The organism is Vallitaleaceae bacterium 9-2 (assembly GCA_038396585.1).
Classification (GTDB): Bacteria; Bacillota; Clostridia; order Lachnospirales; family Vallitaleaceae; genus UBA1351.
This window is the reverse complement of the sequence record CP121691.1, coordinates 448,994-474,487: the sequence shown is the minus strand read 5'-3', so window position 1 is coordinate 474,487 and position 25,494 is coordinate 448,994. Positions and strand designations below refer to the sequence as shown.

Sequence of the window (25,494 nt, the reverse complement as noted above, 5' to 3'; positions counted from 1 at the left end):
ATCTTATTCTAATAAAAAAGGACTGGAAAAAACAGTTAATAAAGTGTCTATCTTGTTGATTTTGATATGTTTTTATCCCTATATTAATCAATTCCCTTGCCTGAATCACTTACATCGAGAATTTCTGCCGGATAAGGCTCAAAAATCGTCTGATATTTTAAATATTTTTCATCAAAGCGAACCACCCATGCATGAATGATGGCAATAGGAACGCTAAAAGGAATTTTCTTCATATGATATTTTTCTAACGTATCTAGAAAATATGCTTTTTCCGTTGATGTTAATTCTTTTTTAAAGTAGCCAAAAAGGTGCATCAACATATTAATGTTGGTCCCTCGACGCAAAGGCTTTTCAAGACTTTTTCGCAACAAGGTCTCATAAGCCTCAATCACCTCATGTGTTTTTTTATTTTCATGGTTTGCAACAATTTTTCCAAGCGTTTTTTGATGCATTTGATGATACGCCATAAGTAGGTATTTGTTTTTGGTATGAAAATCAATCAGAGCCTTCATGGTCATCTTGTCGCGGACCTCATCAAAAGCTAAAAAGGTATAAATCTGGGTTAAAAAATGTTCGCGAAGATGATAATTCATCAAGCGCCCTTCATCCTCAATCGGATAATCTTCAAATCCCTCTAAAACGGCTCGTCCAAAAAAACCGGTTGTTTTATCGCCTGTTGAAGGTGCCTTACCAAAGGTTTTATAAGTTTTTACATCTTTGATTCCACACGATGGCGATCGACTCTTAAGAATAAATCCATGGATTCTTTCTCCCTTTAACTGCTCCACTCGCCGGGCTGCATAACGCTGCATCTTTTCAGTTACATCTACCCCTGTTTGTGAAGAGACTAAAATCTCCGTCGCTTCCGGCTTAATGATACGTATGGCCTCTCGTGGAATAGGTAAGCCAATCTCCACCTCCGGACAGGCAGTGATATAGTTTACATACGGCTCTAACTTCTTAATGAATACGCTACTGATTTGGCTACCATCATAACGACAATACCCATGTTCAATACATCGACTTAAAAATACTGTAGGCTTTTTTTTCAACTTACATTCTCCCCTAACTTTTCCTTCAGCTGTGTTAAAACCATTTCAGTTGCCGCAATCGTCGCATTGCTTCTAGCTAAAAACACATCGCCTCGCCCGATCCAGTCTTGCCCTTGATAATCAAAGAGTGTCTGTATCGTTGTCTCTAGTGTCTTAATATCTTCTTCTAGGTGCCCCGTAAGTCCGGCTTTGGTAAAGCGATAAGTTTTATCAAACTGGTCATTATATATGTCTTCATATATGTCAAAGTGATTCATGTATTGCCTCCTTATGTTTTATTGATTCCATCTGCCTTAGGATTTTTTTGGAAACCAAGGCAGAAAACTATTCGTTCTTTTTTTATATGCTGCATAATCCGGTCGATTAGCATACTTTTTTTCGAGTAAACGAACGCCGGACACATACCTTAAAAAAAAGGTCATCAACGCCGGACCAACAATAATCCAAAGACCGTTTTGCGAAGATATGGCAATGAAAAAGATCCCAAACCACATGGCAGCATCCCCAAAATAATTGGGATGTCGGGTTAACGCCCATAACCCCGTCGTCATGAGACGACCTTTATTCTCAGGATTATTTTTAAAAACTTTTAACTGATAATCTCCATAGGCTTCAAAGAAAAAACCAATGCCCCATATGCCGATGCCGACTATATTGAACCAATAAAGTTCTTGTTGCATCGTTGTATTACCATAGATTACAGGCAAGGTCACAATAAACTGAATGATGCACTGCAGCAGATACACATTGACAAATGCTTTTACAAGTACATATTTATCTCCCCAACGCTTACGCATATTCACATATCGATAATCTTCCGGCTTACCGATGTTACGTTTTGCGATGTGTATAGCTAAGCGAAGTCCCCAAATGGTAACTGCCAAAGTGATGATACTTGCTTTTAGTCCTGCCTCTGGATTACGCCAAAAAGTATATAAAGCTGAGACAACAAATCCAGCTCCCCATCCAATATCGACAATGGAGTTATCATGTAGGATTTGCCCTATAATAAAAACAATAGTAAAAAATGCCACCAATACGCCTAATGTTTCTAAATACATTATACATCCTCCTCCAAGATATACGACAAGGCCACAGCCCCTTCTCCTGCACCTATAGCTATAATGGATGATGTCTCCATAATATACTCCGGTGGCTTACCGATAAGCGTTGTCATACGTTTAGCTAAGTCTTTAGCACCTTGCACATTATTGACATGCACAACACTATATTCCAACACTTTGTTGGCTTTCATCAAACGTCGCATATGTTTATCAAGTTTACGATTACTTCCTTCTTGAGAAAAAGCAATCGCCTCAACACCGCCTTGCCCTTCATGGTCTAGGGTAATAATCGGCGTCATACCAACACCTCGAGCTATTGTTCCGGCTCGCATGCTAAGTCTCCCGGATTTAATCATATTATCAAGTGTTCGGATTTGAACTAAAATCTTGCTTTTTGTAATGTCCGATTGAATTTGACGTAGAATTGCCTCATGTTCCATACCTTTGGCTATATATTGTGCGCATTTTTTGACCAATAAACCTTGAGCTCCAGAGTTTTGCTTTGTATCCACAACACTGATTCTAGTTTTTTCCGGGTCAAACTTCTGCGCAGCTTTTACAAAACTGTTATACGTTCCACTTAATGCTTTTGACACGGTCAACACAATAATCGAATCATAATACGACGCAAGATAGTCCATGATGTTTTCTATTTCTCGCGGTCCCGGTTGTGATGATGTTGGCAAGACCTGATCATCTTTTGACATGTCTAATAACGTCTTTGCGCGTATGGTGAGTTTATCTTTATATGACACATCTTTATACAAGATATCCAAATGAACCACATGGATTTGTTCCTTATCAATGAATGCTTGAGGAAGATCAGCAATGCTGTCGGTCACAAGAGCAATTGAACTTTTTCGCGCCTTTACGACAGCCTCTTGCTTAAGCATATCATCAATTTTTTGAAAAACAATGGTTCCCAGTGGATAAAGTTCTTCAAAAACTTGTGCCGGAGTATCCGTATGAATGTGGATGCGTAGTTTTCTTGCATTGCCTGCAACCACTACCGACGCACCTAATGTTTTTAAGCGCTGCTTTAGCTCATTATGTTCAATATCTGAACCTTCAATTAGACATTCCGTACAATATCGACCTCCATCGCTTCTCTCATGATTAAGCTTCCCAACAAAATAGGGACTATCTTGAATTTTGTCGATAATCATCGTTGGTTCGTGATGTTTATCTTTTTTCAAAAAATATAGGGCCCCCTCAATAAAAAAAGTAAAGCCTTGGGCACCGGAATCAACGACATCTGCTTTTCTAAGTACCTCTAACTGTTCCTTAGTCTTTTTTAATGCCTGTTGAGTGTGTTCATAGGCATATTCAAAAATCTCCGCTACAATCTCTTTACTCCTTGTGGCATGCATAAGTGCCACACCCCATTCACGCATAACCGATATCATCGTTCCTTCAACAGGATTTTCGATGGAATTATAGGCATACATTACTGCATCGTTACTCGCCTGTGCATATTCTTGAATTGAAATCACCTCTTTGTCCATTACGGATTCACTAAGACCTGTAAGATATTGTGCAAAGATGATTCCTGAATTGCCCCTCGCCCCATATAATGCTGCATCTGCCACAGACTCAAGCGTTGCTTTAACGGTCGCTTTTTCTTCTGATTGATGAATAATTGCCCGCATCATTGATGCCAAATTGCTGCCTGTATCTCCATCTTGTACCGGAAACACATTGATTTTATTAAGCATTTCTTTATTATCAATAACTTTATGTGCACCATGAATAAATAGATCAAATACCTGTTTACTTGTAATAACCATGTACACCCCTCCTGCACTTTGTAGTTAGTCTTTATTAATAGCAACTATCAATAGATACTATAATCATAGCATTTTTTTATACGTGCAACAAGCAAAAATTCAACTGTATTATTGACAAAATCTAATCTTTTGATTACCATACAATGTAATAGATTCTACTATCTGCAAAAAGAACGGGTGACTATTATGAGACAACACTTTAATCGAATAAAAACGGCTTTTCCCCATACTATACCTGTACTGACAGGCTTTAGTTTTTTAGGTATCGCTTATGGGATTTTAATGACATCCAAAGGCTTTGGTGTTGGCTGGACTTTTTTAATGAGCTTTATTGCCTTTGCCGGTTCGGCGCAATACGTCGCTATATTGTTTTTAACCAGTGCCTTTAATCCAATATATGCTCTCATCATGACATTAATGGTCAACGCACGCCATCTTTTTTACGGCTTGTCTTTTTTAGATAAATTTGAACATACCGGTCGATTAAAGCCTTATCTGATTTTTGGTCTTTGTGATGAAACTTTTTCAATCCTTTGTACCATCAATCCTCCCCAGACCGTCGATCGAAAATGGATATATTTTTATGTGACTTTACTTAATCATAGCTACTGGGTTATCGGTTCTGTTGTCGGCGGATTAATCGGTAATATGCTTCCCATTAACACCGCTGGGCTAGATTTTGTCTTAACCGCACTTTTTGTTGTTATTTTTGTGACCCATTGGAAAAAGGCAGTCAACCGAAGACCTGCCTTAATTGGAATAATAAGCTCTGTTATTTGCCTATTAATCTTTGGTTCTGATCATTTTATCCTGCCATCCATGCTTGTGATACTCATTGCACTATCTATCAACAAGACAAGCACTCCACCATTAAAGGAGGACCTATGCGATTAACACCTATGCAAATATTTATCACTATACTTATGGTGGCCTTAGGTACAATGATTACACGCTTTTTGCCCTTTATCCTTTTTTCAAATCCAAAGCGTAAGACTGCCTATATCCACTATTTAGGGCAAGTGCTTCCCTATGCTGCAACCAGCCTTCTTGTCATATACTGCTTAAAAGGCATTCGCTTTGATAGCGTTGCTTCTTGGCTTCCTGAGAGTATCGCCATCATCTATATCGTGCTCATTCACACATGGAAGGAAAATGTTCTGCTCAGCATTGGAACCGGAACCCTGTTATACATGTTACTTGTTCAATATGTCTTTATATAAGGAGATTAACTTATGAAACGTGTCGCTGTCATTAGCGCTATCCTGGAAAAACCCGAAGAAACACAACTTTTATTTAATAAAACAGTTGCCAGTTATAAGCACCTCATCCGTGGTCGCATGGGCCTTCCCCTAAGCGACGAAAGTCTTTCTGTCATTTGTATTACAGTGGTTGGTGATCTTAATGAGATTAATAGCCTCACCGGGAAGCTTGGAAAAATACCCGATATTCAGGTTAAGACCTCCATATCCAAAAAAGAAATTCTATAGCCTAGTTCTCTACGTATTCAGATAATGTCCCTTTGTTCTCATACTTGGATATATAAAGCGCCTGGTCGGCATGGTGCAACAACGCCTCGTAATCATTAGGCCATATCGGGATCCATACAAGACCTCCTGAAAAATATATTTGTCGAATCGTCTGATCCGGGAAAACCAAAGGCGATTTTTTCATATCTTCATAAAAACGCTTTATCACTTCGCGTATTTCTTTCTTATCTTTAAATCCATGGAGCAAAACGACAAACTCATCACCTGAACGTCGACCAAGCAACATTTGATCTCTATCTGCAATTTTTTGAAGTCGATTGGCGCTTTCTCGAATATAGTGGTCTCCCCACTTATGTCCATAGGAATCATTGATTTTTTTTAAGTTGTCCAAATCAAACATTAACAATGCCGAAGTCTTTAGTGGCTTGGCATCTAATATTTTATGCATGTACGTTTTGAATGCACGATGATTGAGGACATGGGTCAGTCCGTCAATATCACGTTCCCTTTGTATTGCCAATTTTTGTTGAATATCCGGTGTTACATCTTGAATAATCCCAATATGGACATGTCCCATCTCCACTTTTTTTAGGCGAATCCACTGCTTACTTTCATGGATATAATATACATCTTGTTCTCCTTCTAGTGGTTCTTGGGTTATTTCCTCTAAAAATTCTTTAAAGCGTTCCTTATTGGTGATTTTTTTTCCAACGATACCAATAAATTGTTCTGTCATAAGAACTTGATCGCTACTATCCCTTATTTCAAATGCGCCAATGGGCATATCCAACAGACTAATAATCCTTGAGAGTCGTGATGCCACATCGATTCGCTCCTGACTGACTTCTTCCATAGCAAGCGCCAGCTCATCCACTTCTGCGACACCGGTTTTTTCAAAGCGTAGCCACTGGGTCATTCTATTTTCTCTGACACTTTTTGATAAGTTAACAATTGGCTTGGCAAAGCGATAGCTAAAAATATAGGCTCCCAAAATACCAAACACCAAAGAAACCAAAAATGCAATCAGCAAAATCATCTGAACTTGATAAACATATGCAAATAAATCTTTTTCATGCATCATCCCCACCAAGTACCAGGATTCTTGCTCAAAAGGAGTATGTGGCCGATATAGGTTCATCTTATCAAGGCTTAAATAAATATCATCATTGTTATCAGTATTTTTTAGTCGATATATGGTCGCATCATCCACTATAGGTTCAAGCTCAAGTTCTTCGTCTTGGTCAATATAGCGCTTTTGAAGCGCTCCTGCCATGATAATAGGCTCATGTTGTGATGCTTCATCCGCCTGATATACCAACATATATCCCAAGGAATCTTTTAACTTCAAATCAGTTGCCGGTAAAAACTGCGTTAAATAATTAATCGTTATCTCAATACCAACAATTCCACGCAATTGTCTTTGTTCATCAAAAATAGGCATTGAATACGTGATAATCTCCAAGTCCTTTTCCGTAAGCTTAAAAGGGTTGCTCCAATAGCCTAGTAGCTTGGAATCATAACTCAAATCAGCCTTTTCCAAAGGTCGCTTAACAAAGGCATTATTGGAATCATTCAGTTCTAAATCATAACTCCATGTCTGATCTAGAGGAATCTTATAAGCTTTGGCAATTTCAGAAGGTCCTGTGACCATATATAAATCTTTGTTATCATAATCATTGGCCAGTGGATCATAGTCTCGAATGTGAAGTGCCGGATATTCTTGGCTCGATGCATCCATAGGTGCATCCACCAAGATCATAAATGCCCCTGTTCCTTGTGACGCACGAAGCATGTCGATGATATTGGTCGAAAGGCTATCTAGCAACATATAGTCATTCTCATAGGGTTTGGATAACTCATCCGAAATCTGTTTTAAATACGGATCGATATTCATCCATCGGTTTTTCATTTCGAGTTCTAAATAGGCTTTTCGCCCTTCCACTTTACTTTGGAAAGTTTCATATGCATTTAAGCGCGCCTGCTTTAATACGCCGCCAAAAATAAGCGCCGCCAATATAAAAATCGATTGGAGAATAATAATTGTCACTGCAAACGCAGGTAACTTAACAATAATTGAATTCTTTTGAGTATGACGATTACGCATATAATTCCATCCTTACGATTCTAAAATTCGCTCTGCCTCTTCAAAAAGTGATTGATACCACCGTTTAAATGCTTCCTCTGAAATAAGTTCCTGAACTTTTGCTTCTCGCGCATCCTCTTCAAGATTAGATGCTTCAAGTTGAGCTAAGTCCTTATGCACTTTATCGACTAAATGCGTCTCAAGCAAAATCCTCATCTCATAACTTCCTTTAAATGGTTTATTGTTATAAAAATGATAGGTATCAATCATTTTTACCGTCGAACGAATCGACGCTTCGATGGTTGGATTTTGTATGCCTTCTTCTTGCATCACCTTTAACATGAGCGCTTCATCAAGGGCTTCTTTTTTAACAGGAATATATCCTGTTGAAATGGCAAATCGGGTGTTTTGTTCAACCTCTGTAAACCAACGTAGGAATTGTGCTGCAGCATATTCATGTGTGTAATTACTTTTTGTCATACACATCCCTGCCCCCTGCTGCATCGTATACGCATCCCCCTCTTCATAATATGGATAAGGTAGCACTAATGGTTCAATCGCTTCGACGTTTGCTTGGCTAAATGTAACTTCCGAAGGAAAATATGAAGCTCCTGCGGTTGATCCTGTATAGGCAAGTACTGTTCCGGTCTTCGCATCATCTGAACTAAAACGTCCGGTCTTAACAAAATATCCTCGAATATAGGGAATATAAAACTGCTCCCACATCTTACGTGCAATTTCTTCACTTAGATTAAATTCCACTGAATTATCGGACGTATATACAAACATTTCTTGTCCCAATTGCATCGCCGATACAAGCATGTAATTTGCATTGGAATCAATGCCAAAAAAACCTTTGCCGGTTTTTTCATAGTACAACTTTGCGACCCTTAACAGACCTTCCCAAGTCGCAAGTTCATCTTGCTGCAAGTTATTGTCCTTGGCAAACTGCTCCCAGTAAGTCTTATTCACATAAAGGTTTTCAGACGATTTTGCTATCGGCATAATATAGAGTTTTTCATCCGCCAAAAAACGCCCCTCTTCTAAAAACTCTTCTCGAAACATTCCTAATTCTTCCTGCGAAAAATACGTTTCTAAAGGAACTAAGTCTGCTACATCATGAATGCGAATTGCATTATCCGGATACGCCGCAAAAATATCTGGCATAGGTGGAGCTCCAATGGTTGCATTGGCTGACTCATACACAGCCATAGCCAGTTGATTAACATCTCCTTGACTTTGAGCATCTACAACAATGCCCATATCCATACCCACGGTTTCATTGAACTCTGCAATTAACGCGTCAAATTTATTTTTTATATTTCCATTATAATAATGCCACACAACTACTGTCGTTGGATTATTCGGATCCAGAGGACTTTTTTTGCCCGTCTCTTTTTGACACCCTATTAATAACAACGTAACTACAATAAGTAATACCATCACTTTACATTTTTTCATCACGTTTTCTCCTTGTGATTTATTAACATATACTAAGCACTATTATAACATATTTTTTGCGCAAAAATAATAAAACCGCAATCAGCTTTATGCCAATTACGGTTTTTTTATATTACATTATTGAATTTTTTCCTGGACATACTTCAAGAACGCTTCTTTTTGCGTCCCTAAGACGTCATCTGTTAGAATAAATCCATGTCTGGATGAGGAAATGATAATCACCATTCCCGGTTTTTGGGTAATTCCCTTAATGGATTTCCATTTCAAATGGGACGCTTCTTTATCTGATGTCACATGAACCCCTTGACTATTAAAGCTTATCTCCATCTGACCCGGGAGTTTTTCCACCTGTTTTTTTGCTTTTAAATAGACCAATCCTGGCTGAATAACAGTAAAAAGTCCAACACCTAAAAGCAATACCAATTTTAAGATAATACCCACCTGCATCCAATATTTTGCCGCAAGAAGTATCATTGCAATGGTAAAAATAATATTAATAAATCCAACCATCGATCCATAAGTTCCATACATCGATAACTTCCATATATCCATAGCCTTCGTTGTATACTTAAATGAATAATCCATCGTCTTCATTACGCAAATAAATTCGGTAGCCACATGCTAACTTGAGGAATAAAGGTAACAAGTAACAATGTGATAATCATGAGGATATAAAATGGCAAGGTGGCCTTAACGACCCGTTCCATCTCGACATTCCCCACTGCCGAACCGATAAAGAGCACCGCTCCAACCGGTGGCGTTAATAACCCAATACCACAGTTAAGAATAACCATAATACCAAACTGAATTGGATGAATTCCAATCGATGTAGCAATTGGCAACAAGATTGGTGTTGCAATCAAAATAATTGGCGCCATATCCATAATACATCCTAAAACAAGAAGGATTAAGTTCAATAATAGTGCTAATAATATTGGATTATCTGTAATATTAATTATTGCGTTAGCCGCTAGTTCAGGCACATGAAGTCTTGTTAATAAAAATCCAAAAATACTGGATGTTGAAATTAAAATCAGGACAATTGAAAGGGTATTAATACAATTTTCCAGTACATTCCATACACCTTTCCAGTCAAGTCCCCTATAGATAAATACACTAACAATCAAACTGTAGATAACTGCAATCGCTGCAGATTCCGTCGCAGTAAACACACCACCAACAACACCAACAACAACAATAAGGACTGCTGCTAATGCCCAGAATGAAATACCAAATTGCTTCAATAAGTTAATCACACTGAATTTGTCACCTTTGGGATAATTACGTTTAACCGAGATAATATATGAACCAATCATAAGCGTTGTAGCAAGTAATGCCCCCGGCATATAACCTGCGAGGAAAAGACTTCCCACAGAAATACCACCTGCCGTTGTTGCATAGATAACCATGTTGTGACTGGGTGGAACGAGAAGACCTTCACATGAAGATGTAATCGTAACTGCTGTTGAAAAGTCATCATCATATCCTTGCTCAACCATCATAGGAATCAAAATACTTCCAAGAGATGCTGTATCTGCTGCCGCTGAACCTGAGATTCCGCCAAAGAAATACGATGCCACGATGTTAACCATAGCCATACCACCACGCATCCATCCAACAAATGCATTGGCAAGCGCGATGAGTTTATCTGAAATACCTCCCGCACCCATAAGTACTCCCATGGTAATGAAGAAAGGTACCGCCATAAGACTAAAAGAGCTGATGCCCTTAACCATTTGTTGACCAATAGTTGTCAGTGGTAATCCTTGATAAAGCAATGTCAGTACAGATGAAATAGCCACTGCATATGCAATAGGAAATCTTAAGAAGACCATAACAAAAAAACTACCGAGTAAAATGAGTATTGCTATACTTTCCGGACTCATGCTATATCCTCCTTCGCTACAAAAATTCCTTTTATGTGATTATATATTGATTCAACTTCAAAAACCAACATCGCAAACCCTGCAACCGGAATTGGAAAATACATCCAAAATCTTGAAAGGCTAGGGATACTAACGTAGGTTCCTCGTGAACCAATTTGTACTGCATAGGACCAACCTACCACAATCATAACCACTGCAAGTGCCGAAACTGCAAAATCTGCCAAAAGATCTAAGATAAGAATTAATCTCTTAGGCAAATACCGATCAAATGCTGTCATGCGTATATGCGCACCTCTACGAATAGCTAGAGCTGCCGATAGAACCGCCATATATGCCATACATGTTAATACAACCTCTTCACTCCATGCTGGATCAGGAATAAACGGTACATATCGTCCTGTAACAGCCATTGTGGTAATTAAAATATCGATTATTAATAATATCTTACATATAAAAAGAACCACTTTATATGTAAAATCATATGCCGGTTTAATCTTATCAATCTTAGAAAAAATTGCTGGCATGCTTTACCTCCTTAATACATTCAAACACAAAGGAGGACACCTCCTTTGTGTTTGACTATCATTTTAGATTGTTTTGATTTTATTGGAAATCAAGAATTTGTTGATATAATTCAGAATTGTCTTTTGTTGCTTCAGCGATAACTTCCGCACATGCTTCTTGCCATGGTGCAATGTCAGTTACTTCAACAACATTTACGCCATCTTCAATTAGACCAGCTAATACTTCATTTTCAGCTTCTTCAGAAATCTCTCTGTTAAATTGAGATGCATATACTCCAGCTTCCATTAAGATATCTTGTTGCTCTGCTGTTAAGCCATCCCAAGCTTCATCAGTGATAACAACTTGAATCGCTCCAAGTGTATGTCCATCAAGGATTAGGTTTGGTGCAACTTCTGGGAATGCATTTGATTTGTAGTTTGCGATTGGTTGTTCTGCACCGTCAACTACACCTGTTTGTAATGCTGAGTATAATTCTCCAAAAGAAACAACTGTTGGAGATGCGCCAAGAGCGTTAACCATTCCGTTCATAACTGGGTCATTAGACACACGAAGTTTCATGCCAGCTAAGTCTTCCATACCACTGATATCTTGTGTTGTAAAGAAATGACGGAATCCTTCTTCTCCGTAGAATAATCCACGTACACCACTACCATTTTCGTGTGGCTCAAGTAAGAATTCAGGTGCTAATTCAGAAGTTGCAAAGTTCCAGAAATGCTCACGGTTTGCAAATGTATAAGGTACGGATAATAATTTTGATTTTTCACCGCCGTAACTTGTAAGTGCAAATGCTGAGATACGAGACATATCGATCGTACCACCACCACCAAGCATTGTATCAAGAACGTCATTTTCTGAACCTAATACACCACTTGCTTGGATATCAATTTTAATTTTTCCACCTGAAAGTTCTTCAACTTTCTCTTTGAATGCTGTACCTGTTTGTCCAACAATCGTATCTAATGGGTTAACTTCTGCATAAACAAGTGTCACTTCAGGTTCAACAGCTTCTGTTGTATCTTCAGTTGCCTCTGCATCTGTTGTTGTCTCTTCTTCAGTTGTTGATGAATCAGTTGTTGTGTTCGCATCTTCTGTTTCTGTTGGAGATTGTAATCCACAACCTGCAATTGAAACCATCATTACGAGTACAAATAATAGTGATAAAATTTTCTTTTTCATGTTTCCCTCCTATGGATATTAAGATAGTTCTATATTTTGTTACTTGTTAAGTATATCACACATGTTGTTGGAGAAAATAGCACTCAAAAGTTCTATCCTAGCATAATTTTGCCATTGTATTATTCAGGGCTCAAAAATTTAGTCCGGTACTCCGTCGGCGTAATCCCTTCAGATTTTTTAAATACACGGGTAAAATAATTGGGATCCATATACCCTACACGGTAGGTAATGTCTTTTACCGTAAGCTGTCCAATACGAAGAAGGTCTTTGGCTTTAGCTATCCTGACATGAGTCAAATAATCTGTAAAACTTGACTTATATGTCTTTTTAAACATTTTCCCAAAGTAAAATGTGCTAAAACCAATCTCAAAAGCGACGTCTTCAAGGGTAATGCTCTGGTCATAGTTTTTCTCAATGTACTCGATGGCCTTATCCAATACTGTTGTTGTCTTATTGTCCTTTTGGGCTTCGATTTCTTCAAGTATACCATATAGATAACGGTGAATGTAGCGTTTGGCTTCACCTTGACTTTCTATATCCTTAATGTCATCAAAAATATGGTCCGGTACGGCATGCTTAAGCTGGCTTTCTTTGTTTAAATAGCGATTAAGCAATATAAAGAACTCATAAAGGCGTAAGCGAATCGCATTCATATCATTATTGGCATAGATGATGGTTTCAAGAATATAATCTGCAATACGAATCATCTCTTCTTCATTACCATTAAAAATACTGACGCAAAGCTCATGTTCTTTAAAGTCCGTACTCGAGATATTTACACTTACATCATCTGCATTATCAACCAAGTCAATCAACATATTGCGAGCGGATGCCTTGGCTTGTGCAAAGGATTTCCAGAGAGAGGATATCTGCTTATAGGGCTCTCCAAATCCATAATATATCGGAAGATCTAACTGTTCATTCACATCTTCACTGACCATATGTATCTCATCTTCAATGGTTCGGATAATATTGAGTCGCTCGTCAGGTTCATAATTAAAGACAAGGATGTAGATTGTGTTTTTTAACTGACTCATCAAAAACTTAATATTGCCGGTTAAAAGTGTAGACAGCTTATCGACAAAGCGTTTGTTAATCATATTCCGGTGTAGAGTATTGGCTTTTTGCTGATTTAGGACCCCAATCTCAACGACCACACCAAAACCTTCAATAAATTCATTAACCATGAATTTTAGGTATTCATCTGCGTCTTGTTCATCAATCTCTCCATTCGCTACAGAATTGACAAACTCATTTTCAAGATAAAACGAGATTTGATTTAATTTGACTTCGAGGTTTTCTTTTTGTTCTTGAAGGCGCTTATCATTTTCAAGCTTTTGAATACATACTTCAATAATCTCTAGCGTCTTGTCTTTGGATGCCGGCTTAACAATAAACTCCTCAACACCTATTTTTATAGCTTCATGTGCGTATTCAAAACTGTCAAAAGCCGTCATAAAGATAATCTTTATCTCAGGTTTTTGTTTTTTTAATATATGTCCGACTTCAAGGCCATCAAGACCGGGCATCTTTATATCAAGTATCGCAATATCCGGGTCAAACTTTTTCGCAACGTCAACAGCACTTAATCCATCCGCAGCTTCTGCAATCTCCATAATCTGAAGTTCACTATTATTGATAATATATCTTAGAGCCTCTCTTTCAAGGGTCTCGTCATCGACAATCAATAACTTATACATATATTTACCTCATTTCTTTTTCCACACGTACAATTTCAACCAATGATGTGATGAAACTTTCTATCTAATATGATAAAATATTATGCAAATGAAAGCAAGGTGAAAAAAATGAAAAGTACGTATACGACCGGAGAAATTGCAAAAATCATTAATATACACCCAAATACAGTGCGTATGTATGAAGACCAGCAGCTCATCAGCGCCCCAATTCGAAAAGAAAACGGCTACCGCGTCTTTAGCCAATTGCACATTGACCAGTTTCGTTTAGCTCGAACAGCACTCGAAATTGAGGTTCTACAAAACGGTCTACGAAAACAAATGATTACCATAATTAAAACTACCGCTCGCCGTGAATATGATAAAGCACTCAAGCTTACCTATACATATATCACCTCTGTTGAACGCGAGATTGCACATGCAGACGAAGCCGTGGCTATTGCCAATGCGCTATATACTTCCCCCATATCTAAAGACGATGCTGCCCTAAAGCGTCAAGAAGTTTCTGACCTATTAGATATAACTCCCGATACATTAAGAAACTGGGAAATGAATGGTCTTCTCACCGTCAAACGTCAAAAAAACGGTTATCGCATCTATACCTATGAAGATATTCAGCGTTTAAAAATTATTCGCTCGCTTCGATGTGCTAATTACTCATTAGCCGCTATCTTACGCATGTTAAATGCCCTTGCACAAGATACAAACTTAAGTATGGATCATGTACTAAATACCCCCTCACCCGATGAAGATATCATCTCCGTTTGCGACAAGCTTATCCATTCTTTGAATGACGCCAAAAAAAATGCGCTTCAAATCATCCATTACCTAAACGATATGAAAACAAAATACTAAACCCTCCACTATAACACCAGACTTCACTCCGGTGTTATTCTTTGTGTAGATATCTGTACACAGAAGAAAAAAGGAGGAACATATATGGATTACATCCTAAACATTCATCAACTACATAAATCTTATGGATCACTCAATGCTGTCACTGACTTGAATATTCAGCTAAAAAAAGGGCAAGTCTTTGGTCTTTTAGGTCCAAACGGCGCCGGAAAATCCACAACGATTGAATGTATTCTTGGAACCAAAATTCCCGACAACGGGGATATATCTATTTTGGATATGCACCCTCGAAAAGACCGAAAGGAACTTTTTGAACATGTGGGCGTCCAGTTTCAAGAAGCCAAGTATCAACATATGATTCAAGTTCTTGAGCTATGTGAAGCAACAGCTTCACTCTACAAAGACCCCGAAGACATCTCTACTTTGCTCCAAAAATTTGCCTTAGCCGACAAAACCACCACCTATGTAAAAGATTTATCCGGTGGTGAGCGCCAGCGTCTATTTATTATTCTTGCACTCATTCCAAAACCTCAGCTTGTTTTCCTTGATGAATTAACGACAGGTCTTGACCCTCGTGCGCGACGTGATGTGTGGAATATTTTAGTTCAATTAAAAAAAGAAGGGCTTAGTATCCTCTTAACCTCCCACTTTATGGATGAAGTTGAACTGCTTTGCGATCAAATCTGTATTTTAAAAAAAGGTCAAACCGTTTTTTATGGAACCGTTCAAGAAGCAATTGCCAAAAGTCCTTATACAGCATTTGAAGACGCTTATCTTTGGTTTACCGATGAAGGAGGTCAAAACTTATGAAATCATTTTTAACGTTATTAAAAATCGAACTCAAACTATCACTGCGTGGATTAGATATGGTTATTTTTGCACTGTGCATGCCTATCGTTGTCCTTATCGTTCTAGGACTCATCTATGGCCAGCGCCCCGCTTATCCCGGAGCTGAATACTCCTTTATCGAGCAGTCCTTTGGAGCCATCACCTCTATCTCCATTATTGCCGGCGGTGTGATGGGCTTACCCCTTGTAATCTCTGATTACCGAGAAAAAGAAATCTTAAAGCGCTTCTATGTAACACCGGTTAAACCGATTAAGCTTTTGCTTGTTCAGCTTACCATCTATACCCTCTATGCTCTGCTTTCATTGGCTTCATTATTCATCATCGCCAAAGTATTTTTTTCATTCACAATGCAAGGAAGTTTGATGCTATTTATGTTTGGATGGTTAAGTGTATTAATCTCCATGTTTAGTATTGGAATGATGGTGGGTGGTATTGCAAAGAACTCAAAAATAGCCGGCATCATTGCCAGCCTTTTGTACTTTCCTATGTTGATTTTTTCAGGTGCCACACTTCCGTATGAGATTATGCCCGCATCCATGCAAAAATTTGTCAATATCCTTCCCCTAACCCAAGGTATTAAAATTCTAAAGGCGGCTACATTAGGATATTCTTTGGATAACATTCTCTTACCGTTACTCCTTATAAGCGGGCTTGCCATTATTTGCCTTTTCGTTTCTATTCGTTTTTTTCAGTGGGAGTAAGACTTTGTCCTGTTAAACGTCGATAAAATGTCTCAATCGTATTTTTCATCAAACTATTTTTTGGATAGATAAAATACAATGGACGATGGATATGACAATCCTGAATATCAAGATAGCACAGTTGTCTGTCAAGCACCTCTTGCCAGGCAACTTTTTCATACATAAATGAAATGGCATCCGTGTCCTTCAGGATTTTTTTAATAACACCAAAACTGCTAATTTCATAAATTTTTTTTGCCAAATGAATCGTATCATTGTTTTGATAAAGATAGTTTTCATAGATCTCACGGGTTCCTGAACCTTGCTCCCTCAAAATCAAAGGATATGCGTATGTATCGACGCGCTGAATAGTTCTACCTGCAAGGGGATGATTTTGTCTTGCCACCGGAAGAAATCGCGTCGTACAAAATTGCTTGTAGGCAAACAATGATTTATCAAAAATCCCTTCAACAAAGGCACAATACAGGGTATTATTCAGTAGCATTTCAATAATAGACTGTGTGTTTTTAACGGTCAACGATAGTGCATCATCGCTACGCCCCATGTAGGCACTTAATTCATCTGCCAAATAATATTGTGCAATCGACAGCGTTGCGCCAATCTTAATCGGCATCGCCACCTTTTGAAGTTGGTTCATCAACAAGTCTTCATTCGCCATCTGCAAATTTGCATAATGGTAAAGCGCTTCGCCTTGAGCTGTCAGATGAACAGATTTTCCGATAATTTGGATGAGCTTACATTGATAATGTTCCTCCAATTTTTTGATATGCTGCGTAATTGCAGGTTGGGTTAAGTTTAATGCTTTTGCTGCCTGGGTGTAATTCTTTAATTCAACAACTTTTAAAAAAGACTGTAGTTTTACATCTAGCATATGTATCTACCTCCTATTAAAATATTCACATTTACCTCTATCATAACATATTTTTATGATTAATAATAAATCATCATTGGATTTTATTGTTATTATCCTCTACAATCATTGCATAACACATTAGGAGGTTCATCATGAAAAAAATCTATCAAATATGTCCCGGATTTATACTTGCCCTTAGTATCGCTTTGATTGCCCAATGGATTGAGGCTATGTTCCCTATACATCTTATCGGTAGTTCTGTTCTTGCCCTCTTTATCGGAATGGGTCTTCATCAGTTTTATCGTCCGAATCAGCATATGCGTATCGGTCTTAAGTTTACCTCAAAAAAAATCCTCAAATTCTCCATCATTCTTCTTGGTGCATCGTTGAACGTTCACACTATTTTAAGTGTTGGAAAACTATCCCTTACGGTGATGTTCTTTACTTTATTAACCTGCTTTGGTCTTGGACATTTTATTGGCAAAGCTCTTGGATTAGATTGGAAGCTGTCAAATATGATCTCTGCAGGTACAGGTATCTGCGGCGGTTCTGCCATTGCAGCTTTAGCACCTGTCATTGATGCAAAAGACAAAGACATTGCTTATGCTATGTCTGCAACCTTTTTGTTTGATATGGTTATGATTATCCTTTTCCCGATTATGGGTCAGGCGTTGCACTTAAATGACATGGCATATGGGCTATGGGCAGGAACTGCTGTTAATGATACCTCGAGTGTCGTTGCCGCCGGATATGCTTTTAGCGAGGCTGCAGGCAATTTTGCCGTCATGGTCAAGTTGACTCGAACCTTATCCATTATTCCCACAGTGCTTGTATTTTCACTCATTCACTTACGTATCCGTGCCAAAGACACGCACCAAAATCAGCAAAACACTGTTCGCATCACTCATTTATTTCCATGGTTTATTCTCGCGTTCGTCGGTATGGCCATACTCAACAGTTTCGGACTTTTTTCACCTGCTTTTTCCACCAGCTTAAAAGAATTAAGTAAATTCCTCATGGTCGCTTCTCTTGCCGCCATTGGATTAAATACCAATATCCAAGAAATAAAAAAATCCGGAGCACGTCCAATGCTTCACGGATTTATTATCTCTGCTCTTGTGGTTATTGTTGCCATTAGCGTCGAATATTTTATGGGAATCATCTAAATCATAGGTTTCCAAGAAAATACATACTCCATATTTTGAGGTAATCCATTTTCTAGCCCCTCCATCAGTTCAAAAGCGCCTATCTTGCCTTTTTGTCTTAACAAAAGATCAAAGTGGGCCGCTGCAATTCCCATATCAATACGTTGTATATCATATGTAAACCGGTCACTATATCCTGGTGTTTTGTATTCATAAAAATGCCAGATACCATCACGCCATACAATACGCCAAGGCTGCTTGTTGGACGCTGAGGGCGCTAGACGTACCATCTCCAATGCCCCCATAAACTCTCCGGCTTTTTCTTTAGTCAGTGGCGTCAAAAAGTCCGTGTCAAAAAACAGTTCATTCCATGGCTTTCTTTGGTCTGCTTTAATCACTTTACGCATCGCAATTTCTTTAATGTGCTTCTTGTTTGCCGCATATCCATAGGGCGATACAATGGGGAAAAGTGTTTTTTCCCCAAGGTTCATCGCCGCTGCAAAGCCTTTACGGTCAAAGGTTCCGCCTAACCAACATGTTCCTATATCCTTATGTGCCAAATAAAGGATTAATGTTTCAAACGCATATCCTAAAGCTTCTAGAGCCATCGGTACCTTTTCAACCGTTGCTCCGATATAGTGTCGCGCACCTTTAATGACACCGTACGTGCCTAGTTTTTGGTCATTCGAATTGGTCAATAAGTCCAAGTCATGAAAGTGTACCTTTACACCCAAAGGATTATCCAACTGTAAAACAAAAGCATCTATGTCTTTTTTTAATTCCTCACTTATGTCCTTATCACTATAATTACGCACACTATACCTTTTTTTAACGGCTTCATCCACGGAAAAATTCACTTTCATATACTTGCACTCCTCTCATTCTATCTTGATATACTTTCATCGGCAGCAGATGCTGTACTTCTCTTTTAACGCATATACTCTATAATTGCATCATGTAAAAATTTGGTCAGCCTCTTTTGCTCCACGTCAATATTAGGGGGCTTTTATAAATTTATAATAACATATTTATTTTATAAAACAAAGCAACAATATTATGTATATAAAATGTTTTTAATTGACAATACTGTACGTCATACATTATAATGCAATAAAGGAGTTGATCTTATGGATGCGTCAAATAAAATACTTACAAATATACAGCAAGAAATGAAGCGCGGCACCCTTGTCCTCGCTGTCCTTACCCAAATGGATAAGCCTCAATATGGCTACAGCCTTATTCAAGCTTTAAATGACCAAGGATTGTCAATTGAGCAAAACACTCTTTATCCATTACTTCGTCGCCTCGAAAAGCAAGGGCTCTTAGAATCATTGTGGCAGGTCGAAGATAATCGTCCCCGCCGATATTATCAAATCAGTGCTATCGGAAGAGAAATTCGCGAACAGTTAACACACGATTGGCATACCATTAATGCCACCATGTCAAAACTTGTAGGAGGAGTACAATGATATCCAATTATTTATATACCATCGGAAAATATCTGCCGCCAAAACAAAGGGAGGAGATCTTATCTGAAATAGAAGCAAATCTATATGATTATCTTGAAGAAAATTATGGAAAAAAAGAGTATACAGACGCTGAATATGAAGACGCCATGCGTTCAATGGGTCCTCCTAAAAAAGTTGCCTCGGCATATATGAGCACACCTAGATGTCTTATCGGTCCAACATATATTGATGTCTATTGGTTAATACTTAAGATTGCACTTATCGGAACAGCTATTGGTATAACCGTCTCACATCTTATCACACTATCTGATACCACCGATATCTTTCCGACGATTTACACCATCCTCATTGACATTTGGCAAGGAAGTTTATCGACTCTTGGGATTGTAACACTTATTTTTGTCATCATTAGCCATCATGCTCCAGAAGAACCCATAAATGCTGATGAAGAATGGTCCCTTGACCTTTTAGAAAAAGCACCTGAAAGCCACCAGGCACTTTGCATCTCAGAACTTGTCTTTGAATCTGTTTTTATTTGCATTGCCCTTGTCTTTTTTAATCATCCTTCACCACCGGAAATTATGCTCCTGATTGATGAAAAAATCACGCCTTTTATCAATATCAGTGTACTTCGACCTTTTTTAATTTGGATCAATCTGATTCTAGGCGTTAATCTTTTGTTAAATGTATATCTACTTATAAAAAGAAGCTGGCAGCGAGCAACCCGAATTGCTTCTATCTTTTTAGATGTTGCAGGCATTATTCTTTTTTATCGCCTTATGATCTTACCTGATTGGATAAATTTTCCACTCTTAAGCACCGTCTTTGAACGTGAGCATATAGAATTTGGACAATCCCTTAATACCGGCTTTCGCATTGCTATTTTGGTTATCATCGTCTTGGCATCCATTGATATATTTAAGCATGTTCGCGCGATTATAAAACATACATAAAGGAGACATTCATGGAAATCATCGAAAAAATCAACACCTTGCTTTGGGGGCCTATCCTCATCCCCCTTTTAATAGGAACCGGAATTTTTTATACGATTCGTCTGAACTTTGTTCAGCGTTTAACCGGTCAAGCCTACAAGAGGGTCTTTAAGAATATAATGCGCCCAAGTCAAAAGGCTGATGCCAAAGGCATGAGCTCGTTTCAAGCTTTGTCCACTGCCATTGCCGCTCAAGTTGGGACAGGTAATCTAGCCGGCGTAGCAACAGCACTTGCCGCCGGAGGTCCAGGCGCCATTTTTTGGATGTGGGTCAGCGCGTTCTTTGGGATGGCTACCAACTTCGCAGAGGCTGTTCTTGGACAGTTATATAAGACTGAGGTTGACGGTCAAATCACAGGAGGTCCTGCATATTATATCCGCCACGGTATCAAAAGCAAGTTCCTAGCGGTCTTTTTTGCCCTTGCAATCATTGTAGCTCTTGGGTTTATGGGGAATATTGTTCAGTCAAATTCCATTGTTGAGGCGGCCAATAATGTAACCCAAATTCCTTCAATCTACATCGGAATATTTGTTGCTATTATCGTTGGCGCCATTTTGATTGGGGGCATATCCAGCATTGCCTCTTTTACAGAGAGAGTTGTTCCTCTCATGGCACTACTATATGTTATCGGAAGTTTTGGCGTTATTATCCTTAACTTTGACAACTTCTTTTCCGCCCTTCGTTCCATCTTGATTGGTGCTTTTTCTCCACAAGCACTTGGTGGCGGTTTGCTCGGAGTGACTATCATGAACGTCATTCGATATGGCGTAGCCAGAGGACTTTTTTCCAATGAAGCCGGCATGGGTTCCACCCCCCATGCCCATGCAGTGGCAAAGGTCTCTCATCCTGGTGAACAGGGCTTAGTCGCTTTATTCGGCGTCACGTTTGATACCATGATTATATGTACGTTAACCGCCTTGGTGATTTTAACGTCGGGTGCCATGGATAGTGGTGCGTCGGGTGTCGAACTTACCCAGATAGGTTTTGAGACTTCTTTTGGCCACTTGGGAACCCTTTTTATTGCCATTGCTATATTCTTTTTTGCACTAACCACCATTGTAGGATGGTACTATTTTGGCGAGAGCAATATCCGATACCTATTTGGCGCTAAGGCAATTCCCCTCTATAAATTTCTTGTTCTTGGCTGCATTATCATCGGTTCAAAACTAAATGTTGATATGGTTTGGGAACTTGCCGATTTGTTTAACGGATTCATGATTTTTCCAAACCTTATTGCATTATTAATTCTCTCACCAAAAGTTGTGGATGCATTAAAAGACTATGAAAAATATCGTCATCTACCTAAACAATCAGTTGAAAAATAATAGCCCCTGATATGTGGTTGCCCCCTCAATATATGCATCTATGTCAATCAAAGCACTCTTGCCCCACGTTGATACATTGACATAGTATTTTAAGGTGGCAGCATCTTTTATCAGCTCTGTAATCACAACCCAATGCGCTTCATAGGGTTCTAGCTGGCGATTAAAGTCAATCAGCATGGCAATTGGAGCATCCCCATTAAGCCCCATGATAATATAGTCAATAACATTATCCTTTGTAAAGGCTAGCGGATGCTTCACAGCTTGTAGCTGTACGCCTCTTGCATTAGCAAATTCCTCGACACCTTTTTTCATCTTATCTATCGGCCAGATTCCCAATCCAATCTGTGTTCCCGGTATACGCCAAGGAGCTAATACGGTATATATATCTTGCATATGCTTTTTAAAATTATCTTTAGAAAAATCCTCATATGCGTATAGATTGGCGTAGTTTCCCCTTTTGCTTCGGGACATATATGCCGTAATATTTGCCGCTGCAACTGTTCCACACGCTGTTTTTTTTGCAATCTTCATGTCAAACCACTTCTGATCTGCTCCATAGTATATGTGCGTGCTATCCCATATCTTAATGAAATGTTTGGAATCCTTCAGTCCTGCTATTTTCATCTTTAACATCCTTTTTATTTATATACATCTTGTTATCTGCAGCAATATAGAGTTCATCAAGGGTCATCCCTTCTTGATAGCGCTCATATCCATAGCTAAAGCTTAGACCTTTTATCACCGGATCATCATGATGACTAAGCTGTTTTGCTATCTCATGTATAAAAAACTCTATCTCTGCCATCTCCTTGGTAATAATCACAGAAAACTCATCCCCACCTAACCGAGCGGCAAATCCAATATTGAGAAACACCCGTTTAATAATATCGGCAAAAGCAACTAAGGTTTCATCACCTTTGTTGTGACCATGAAAATCATTGATTTCTTTAAACGCATTCAAATCAAAAATAACAATTCCAAAATTTTTATTGGATTGGCATAGGTGGTTTAAATACATCTCATAGTTTCGTCGATTATATATCTTGGTCAGAAAATCTTCATCCGAAGGATTTGTCTCCAAAAAGATATAAATCACTAATAAGCCCAAGACAATGGATGTCCATGAAAAATATAGCTTCGAATCAAAGGTTTGAATAAACATACCTAAAATCGGAATAAGGAAGCACAAAAAATAGATTAACGCTTCATAAAATAAAAGTTCACGAATATTTTTAATGATAATGTAAAGCATAAAAAGATATATACCCGCAAGTGCCAAATAATGGAAAGACTTAAAATCGCCACTACTATAGCCATTGGTCACCGGATCTACCCGAAAATATATGGGGTAGAAAAAATTAATGATGAGTACTCCAAAAGTTGCAATACTTACATGTTGATAATATAAGCGTCTAAATATACGCTGCGGCGATTGAAAAATTCTAAAATCCACATAAGAAATCAACAGTCCTCCAATAATCGGTCCCATTAAAAAAAGAACAACATTCGTAGCGTATTCTAAAAAATACGCACCCCAAAATGTCATTCCATCAAATATCCACGTCAAAGGTTCAACAACAATGGCTATTGCTGTTGCCATAACAATTAACTTGATTAACTTTTTGCTATATGTCTGCACTTTTGTCAAACGAATGAATAAATATAGCACAAACAATATCATTAATCCAAAAATGTTAATCTGAAACTGTACGATATAATCCATACGCACCCACCTGCTCTCTATTTTTTACTGTCTGTCAAAACGCGTAATTTTACTTTCATAATTCGGTTATTCGTAATTTTTTCGATGTGAAACTCACAATGGTCAATAATAATTGTGCGCGTGATTTCTTCACTTGGAATATGTCCCAGCGCATGAATAAGCATGCCTGCAATTGTATCATAGTCTTCTGTATCCGTATCAAAATTTAACAATAAACGTTCATTAACCTCTTCAACTAAAACATTGCCTCGAATAAGGTATGTATTATCAGCTATTTTATGGATATCAGGTTCTTCAATCCTTTCATACTCATCTTCTATATCTCCAACAATTTCTTCAATGAGGTCTTCCATAGTGACAATACCGGAAAAGCCTCCATATTCATCCACCAAAATCGAAATCTTCTTTTTCTGATCTTGCATTTCCTTAAAAAGATCATCAATCCTTTTGCGTTCCGGAACAAAATAAGGCGGTATAAGAAGCTGTGTGATATCGACTTGCTCAAACCCTACATTATATGCTTCTTCAATAAAGTCTTTCATGTATAAAATGCCGATAATATTATCACGTGTCCCTTGGTATACAGGTATTCTTGAATGCTTAACCTGTAGAAGCTGCGGCAAATACTCTTTAATTCCCTTTTCAATATCTAGCACATATGCTTCCGTTCTTGGTGTCATAATCTCTTCTGCCGGTTTGTCATCAAGTTCAAAAATACTATTAATCATTGTACGTTCTGTTTGATTAATCGCTCCGTGTTCTTGAGCCACTTCAACAAGTGAGCGAATCTCTTCTCTTGATACTTTTTCTTCTAGATCGTCCTCACGAATTCCAAATAACTTCAACAAAATATTCGATGAAATGGACAATAGCTTTATAAAAGGCGTAACCAACTTTTGCACACCTATAATCGGTTTTACCGAAAAAAGGGCAATGGCTTCCGACTTTTTCAAGGCTAAGCGCTTTGGAAACAATTCTCCAAACACAAGGGTAAAATACGAAAGCAAAACCGTCACTAAAATCAAAGCAATATTTTGGCTGTATGGAATGTGTATAAGATCTAGAACCTTCGCTAGATCATCGGATATTCCCGTTGCAGCATACGCACTTGAAAATAATCCCGCCAAAGTTATGCCTACTTGAATTGTTGACAAAAATTTCGTCGGTTCTTGAATTAGTTGTTCCACCAACTGAGCATTTTTGTTGCCTTGTTCACTTAGCATCTTTATTTTGTTTTTGTTGATTGAGACAATAGCCATCTCTGCCGATGCAAAAAACGCATTAATCAAGGTTAATACTACAATTAAAATCAAGTTCGTTCCTAGCGCCATCATATCCCTCTCTTGTCTATCAAAAAAATTAAA

At 38.3% G+C, this 25,494-nt stretch carries 26 protein-coding genes; 10 read left to right on the top strand and 16 right to left on the bottom strand.

Annotated features, from left to right (window positions below; genetic code table 11):
* Positions 1-83 precede the first annotated feature (83 nt).
* Genes QBE53_02290 through QBE53_02275 form a run of 4 tightly spaced genes read right to left on the bottom strand, consistent with a single transcriptional unit; the run spans position 84 to position 3,903 of the window.
* Positions 84-1,052 carry a DUF523 and DUF1722 domain-containing protein gene (locus tag QBE53_02290; protein WZL81954.1) on the bottom strand — a complete coding sequence of 323 codons (969 nt, stop codon included), beginning with the start codon at positions 1,050-1,052 and terminating at the stop codon, positions 84-86.
* Entirely contained in the window at positions 1,049-1,309 is a 261-nt protein-coding gene (locus tag QBE53_02285) for a hypothetical protein (protein ID WZL81953.1), read from the bottom strand. The genes QBE53_02290 and QBE53_02285 overlap by 4 nt, the downstream gene beginning before the upstream one ends.
* Before the next feature lie 36 nt (positions 1,310-1,345).
* Positions 1,346-2,113, bottom strand: coding sequence for a DUF1295 domain-containing protein (locus tag QBE53_02280; protein ID WZL81952.1), 768 nt, complete (start codon positions 2,111-2,113; stop codon positions 1,346-1,348).
* Positions 2,113-3,903 (bottom strand): DegV family protein, encoded by a 1,791-nt coding sequence (locus tag QBE53_02275; GenBank protein WZL81951.1) that lies wholly within the window; start codon positions 3,901-3,903, stop codon positions 2,113-2,115. Before QBE53_02275 ends, QBE53_02280 begins: the two co-directional genes overlap by 1 nt.
* Positions 3,904-4,089: 186 nt before the next feature.
* Here QBE53_02275 and QBE53_02270 point away from each other — a divergent pair, with 186 nt between their 5' ends.
* The 3 genes from QBE53_02270 to QBE53_02260 are packed head-to-tail and all read left to right on the top strand — an operon-like array spanning position 4,090 to position 5,390.
* Complete coding sequence (locus QBE53_02270; GenBank protein ID WZL81950.1) at positions 4,090-4,797, top strand: AzlC family ABC transporter permease; 708 nt, start codon at positions 4,090-4,092, stop codon at positions 4,795-4,797.
* Positions 4,788-5,123: an AzlD domain-containing protein gene (locus tag QBE53_02265; GenBank protein WZL81949.1), complete on the top strand. Its 336-nt coding sequence runs from the start codon at positions 4,788-4,790 to the stop codon at positions 5,121-5,123. The genes QBE53_02270 and QBE53_02265 overlap by 10 nt, the downstream gene beginning before the upstream one ends.
* Positions 5,124-5,135: 12 nt before the next feature.
* Complete coding sequence (locus tag QBE53_02260) at positions 5,136-5,390, top strand: iron-only hydrogenase system regulator (protein ID WZL81948.1); 255 nt, start codon at positions 5,136-5,138, stop codon at positions 5,388-5,390.
* A gap of 1 nt (position 5,391) precedes the next feature.
* Here QBE53_02260 and QBE53_02255 read toward each other — a convergent pair whose 3' ends face one another.
* From QBE53_02255 to QBE53_02225, 7 genes are all read right to left on the bottom strand, one after another.
* Entirely contained in the window at positions 5,392-7,494 is a 2,103-nt protein-coding gene (locus tag QBE53_02255) for a diguanylate cyclase (GenBank protein ID WZL81947.1), read from the bottom strand.
* Positions 7,495-7,506: 12 nt separating this feature from the next.
* Positions 7,507-8,934: an extracellular solute-binding protein gene (locus tag QBE53_02250; GenBank protein WZL81946.1), complete on the bottom strand. Its 1,428-nt coding sequence runs from the start codon at positions 8,932-8,934 to the stop codon at positions 7,507-7,509.
* A gap of 117 nt (positions 8,935-9,051) precedes the next feature.
* Positions 9,052-9,519, bottom strand: coding sequence for a YcxB family protein (locus tag QBE53_02245; protein WZL81945.1), 468 nt, complete (start codon positions 9,517-9,519; stop codon positions 9,052-9,054).
* 8 nt (positions 9,520-9,527) lie between these two features.
* Positions 9,528-10,820, bottom strand: a complete 1,293-nt coding sequence (locus tag QBE53_02240) for a TRAP transporter large permease (protein WZL81944.1) — start codon at positions 10,818-10,820, stop codon at positions 9,528-9,530.
* On the bottom strand, positions 10,817-11,344 hold the full coding sequence (locus tag QBE53_02235) for a TRAP transporter small permease (GenBank protein WZL81943.1): 528 nt from the start codon (positions 11,342-11,344) through the stop codon (positions 10,817-10,819). The genes QBE53_02240 and QBE53_02235 overlap by 4 nt, the downstream gene beginning before the upstream one ends.
* A 79-nt stretch (positions 11,345-11,423) precedes the next feature.
* Positions 11,424-12,521: a TRAP transporter substrate-binding protein gene (locus QBE53_02230; protein ID WZL81942.1), complete on the bottom strand. Its 1,098-nt coding sequence runs from the start codon at positions 12,519-12,521 to the stop codon at positions 11,424-11,426.
* Positions 12,522-12,640: 119 nt separating this feature from the next.
* Positions 12,641-14,221 (bottom strand): response regulator, encoded by a 1,581-nt coding sequence (locus tag QBE53_02225; protein ID WZL81941.1) that lies wholly within the window; start codon positions 14,219-14,221, stop codon positions 12,641-12,643.
* 108 nt (positions 14,222-14,329) lie between these two features.
* Here QBE53_02225 and QBE53_02220 point away from each other — a divergent pair, with 108 nt between their 5' ends.
* The 3 genes from QBE53_02220 to QBE53_02210 all read left to right on the top strand — a co-directional run bounded on the left by QBE53_02220 (position 14,330) and on the right by QBE53_02210 (position 16,623).
* The gene (locus tag QBE53_02220; GenBank protein WZL81940.1) at positions 14,330-15,073 is read left to right on the top strand and encodes a MerR family transcriptional regulator; all 744 of its coding nucleotides are present in this window, start codon (positions 14,330-14,332) and stop codon (positions 15,071-15,073) included.
* Positions 15,074-15,157: 84 nt separating this feature from the next.
* Positions 15,158-15,883 carry an ABC transporter ATP-binding protein gene (locus QBE53_02215; GenBank protein ID WZL81939.1) on the top strand — a complete coding sequence of 242 codons (726 nt, stop codon included), beginning with the start codon at positions 15,158-15,160 and terminating at the stop codon, positions 15,881-15,883.
* Complete coding sequence (locus QBE53_02210) at positions 15,880-16,623, top strand: ABC transporter permease (GenBank protein ID WZL81938.1); 744 nt, start codon at positions 15,880-15,882, stop codon at positions 16,621-16,623. Before QBE53_02215 ends, QBE53_02210 begins: the two co-directional genes overlap by 4 nt.
* On the opposite strand, the gene QBE53_02205 is transcribed toward QBE53_02210, so the two are convergent.
* A complete protein-coding gene (locus tag QBE53_02205; protein ID WZL81937.1) occupies positions 16,598-17,494 on the bottom strand; it encodes a LysR family transcriptional regulator in 897 nt (298 codons plus the stop codon). The two genes, QBE53_02210 and QBE53_02205, sit on opposite strands and share 26 nt — an antisense overlap.
* A gap of 134 nt (positions 17,495-17,628) precedes the next feature.
* On the opposite strand from QBE53_02205, the gene QBE53_02200 reads away from it, so the two are divergent.
* The gene (locus QBE53_02200; protein ID WZL81936.1) at positions 17,629-18,642 is read left to right on the top strand and encodes a YeiH family protein; all 1,014 of its coding nucleotides are present in this window, start codon (positions 17,629-17,631) and stop codon (positions 18,640-18,642) included.
* On the opposite strand, the gene QBE53_02195 is transcribed toward QBE53_02200, so the two are convergent.
* Positions 18,639-19,484 carry a nitroreductase family protein gene (locus QBE53_02195; GenBank protein WZL81935.1) on the bottom strand — a complete coding sequence of 282 codons (846 nt, stop codon included), beginning with the start codon at positions 19,482-19,484 and terminating at the stop codon, positions 18,639-18,641. The two genes, QBE53_02200 and QBE53_02195, sit on opposite strands and share 4 nt — an antisense overlap.
* A gap of 264 nt (positions 19,485-19,748) precedes the next feature.
* Between QBE53_02195 and QBE53_02190 the strand changes: the two genes are divergently transcribed.
* From QBE53_02190 to QBE53_02180, 3 genes are read left to right on the top strand one after another with little or no spacing between them, the layout of a single operon-like run.
* Positions 19,749-20,090 carry a helix-turn-helix transcriptional regulator gene (locus QBE53_02190; GenBank protein ID WZL81934.1) on the top strand — a complete coding sequence of 114 codons (342 nt, stop codon included), beginning with the start codon at positions 19,749-19,751 and terminating at the stop codon, positions 20,088-20,090.
* Positions 20,087-21,043: a hypothetical protein gene (locus QBE53_02185; protein ID WZL81933.1), complete on the top strand. Its 957-nt coding sequence runs from the start codon at positions 20,087-20,089 to the stop codon at positions 21,041-21,043. Before QBE53_02190 ends, QBE53_02185 begins: the two co-directional genes overlap by 4 nt.
* A gap of 11 nt (positions 21,044-21,054) precedes the next feature.
* Positions 21,055-22,407, top strand: a complete 1,353-nt coding sequence (locus QBE53_02180; GenBank protein ID WZL81932.1) for a sodium:alanine symporter family protein — start codon at positions 21,055-21,057, stop codon at positions 22,405-22,407.
* On the opposite strand, the gene QBE53_02175 is transcribed toward QBE53_02180, so the two are convergent.
* From QBE53_02175 to QBE53_02165, 3 genes are read right to left on the bottom strand one after another with little or no spacing between them, the layout of a single operon-like run.
* On the bottom strand, positions 22,393-23,031 hold the full coding sequence (locus QBE53_02175) for a hypothetical protein (protein ID WZL81931.1): 639 nt from the start codon (positions 23,029-23,031) through the stop codon (positions 22,393-22,395). The genes QBE53_02180 and QBE53_02175 overlap by 15 nt on opposite strands.
* Positions 22,991-24,130 carry a diguanylate cyclase gene (locus QBE53_02170; protein WZL81930.1) on the bottom strand — a complete coding sequence of 380 codons (1,140 nt, stop codon included), beginning with the start codon at positions 24,128-24,130 and terminating at the stop codon, positions 22,991-22,993. The genes QBE53_02175 and QBE53_02170 overlap by 41 nt, the downstream gene beginning before the upstream one ends.
* Positions 24,131-24,147: 17 nt before the next feature.
* Positions 24,148-25,464 (bottom strand): hemolysin family protein, encoded by a 1,317-nt coding sequence (locus QBE53_02165; GenBank protein WZL81929.1) that lies wholly within the window; start codon positions 25,462-25,464, stop codon positions 24,148-24,150.
* Positions 25,465-25,494: the final 30 nt, after the last annotated feature.

Excerpts from the sequence above, each read along its gene's own strand:
- QBE53_02275 (WZL81951.1), bottom strand. The coding sequence starts at position 3,903 with ATGGTTATTACAAGTAAACAGGTATTTGATCTATTTATTCATGGTGCA.
- QBE53_02180 (WZL81932.1), top strand. The coding sequence starts at position 21,055 with ATGGAAATCATCGAAAAAATCAACACCTTGCTTTGGGGGCCTATCCTC.
- QBE53_02240 (WZL81944.1), bottom strand. The coding sequence starts at position 10,820 with ATGAGTCCGGAAAGTATAGCAATACTCATTTTACTCGGTAGTTTTTTT.
- QBE53_02215 (WZL81939.1), top strand. The coding sequence starts at position 15,158 with ATGGATTACATCCTAAACATTCATCAACTACATAAATCTTATGGATCA.
- QBE53_02170 (WZL81930.1), bottom strand. The coding sequence starts at position 24,130 with ATGGATTATATCGTACAGTTTCAGATTAACATTTTTGGATTAATGATA.
- QBE53_02175 (WZL81931.1), bottom strand. The coding sequence starts at position 23,031 with ATGAAAATAGCAGGACTGAAGGATTCCAAACATTTCATTAAGATATGG.
- QBE53_02235 (WZL81943.1), bottom strand. The coding sequence starts at position 11,344 with ATGCCAGCAATTTTTTCTAAGATTGATAAGATTAAACCGGCATATGAT.
- QBE53_02190 (WZL81934.1), top strand. The coding sequence starts at position 19,749 with ATGGATGCGTCAAATAAAATACTTACAAATATACAGCAAGAAATGAAG.
- QBE53_02265 (WZL81949.1), top strand. The coding sequence starts at position 4,788 with ATGCGATTAACACCTATGCAAATATTTATCACTATACTTATGGTGGCC.
- QBE53_02220 (WZL81940.1), top strand. The coding sequence starts at position 14,330 with ATGAAAAGTACGTATACGACCGGAGAAATTGCAAAAATCATTAATATA.
- QBE53_02195 (WZL81935.1), bottom strand. The coding sequence starts at position 19,484 with ATGAAAGTGAATTTTTCCGTGGATGAAGCCGTTAAAAAAAGGTATAGT.
- QBE53_02205 (WZL81937.1), bottom strand. The coding sequence starts at position 17,494 with ATGCTAGATGTAAAACTACAGTCTTTTTTAAAAGTTGTTGAATTAAAG.
- QBE53_02200 (WZL81936.1), top strand. The coding sequence starts at position 17,629 with ATGAAAAAAATCTATCAAATATGTCCCGGATTTATACTTGCCCTTAGT.
- QBE53_02225 (WZL81941.1), bottom strand. The coding sequence starts at position 14,221 with ATGTATAAGTTATTGATTGTCGATGACGAGACCCTTGAAAGAGAGGCT.
- QBE53_02250 (WZL81946.1), bottom strand. The coding sequence starts at position 8,934 with ATGAAAAAATGTAAAGTGATGGTATTACTTATTGTAGTTACGTTGTTA.
- QBE53_02210 (WZL81938.1), top strand. The coding sequence starts at position 15,880 with ATGAAATCATTTTTAACGTTATTAAAAATCGAACTCAAACTATCACTG.
- QBE53_02165 (WZL81929.1), bottom strand. The coding sequence starts at position 25,464 with ATGATGGCGCTAGGAACGAACTTGATTTTAATTGTAGTATTAACCTTG.
- QBE53_02285 (WZL81953.1), bottom strand. The coding sequence starts at position 1,309 with ATGAATCACTTTGACATATATGAAGACATATATAATGACCAGTTTGAT.
- QBE53_02185 (WZL81933.1), top strand. The coding sequence starts at position 20,087 with ATGATATCCAATTATTTATATACCATCGGAAAATATCTGCCGCCAAAA.
- QBE53_02260 (WZL81948.1), top strand. The coding sequence starts at position 5,136 with ATGAAACGTGTCGCTGTCATTAGCGCTATCCTGGAAAAACCCGAAGAA.
- QBE53_02270 (WZL81950.1), top strand. The coding sequence starts at position 4,090 with ATGAGACAACACTTTAATCGAATAAAAACGGCTTTTCCCCATACTATA.
- QBE53_02280 (WZL81952.1), bottom strand. The coding sequence starts at position 2,113 with ATGTATTTAGAAACATTAGGCGTATTGGTGGCATTTTTTACTATTGTT.
- QBE53_02230 (WZL81942.1), bottom strand. The coding sequence starts at position 12,521 with ATGAAAAAGAAAATTTTATCACTATTATTTGTACTCGTAATGATGGTT.
- QBE53_02245 (WZL81945.1), bottom strand. The coding sequence starts at position 9,519 with ATGGATTATTCATTTAAGTATACAACGAAGGCTATGGATATATGGAAG.
- QBE53_02255 (WZL81947.1), bottom strand. The coding sequence starts at position 7,494 with ATGCGTAATCGTCATACTCAAAAGAATTCAATTATTGTTAAGTTACCT.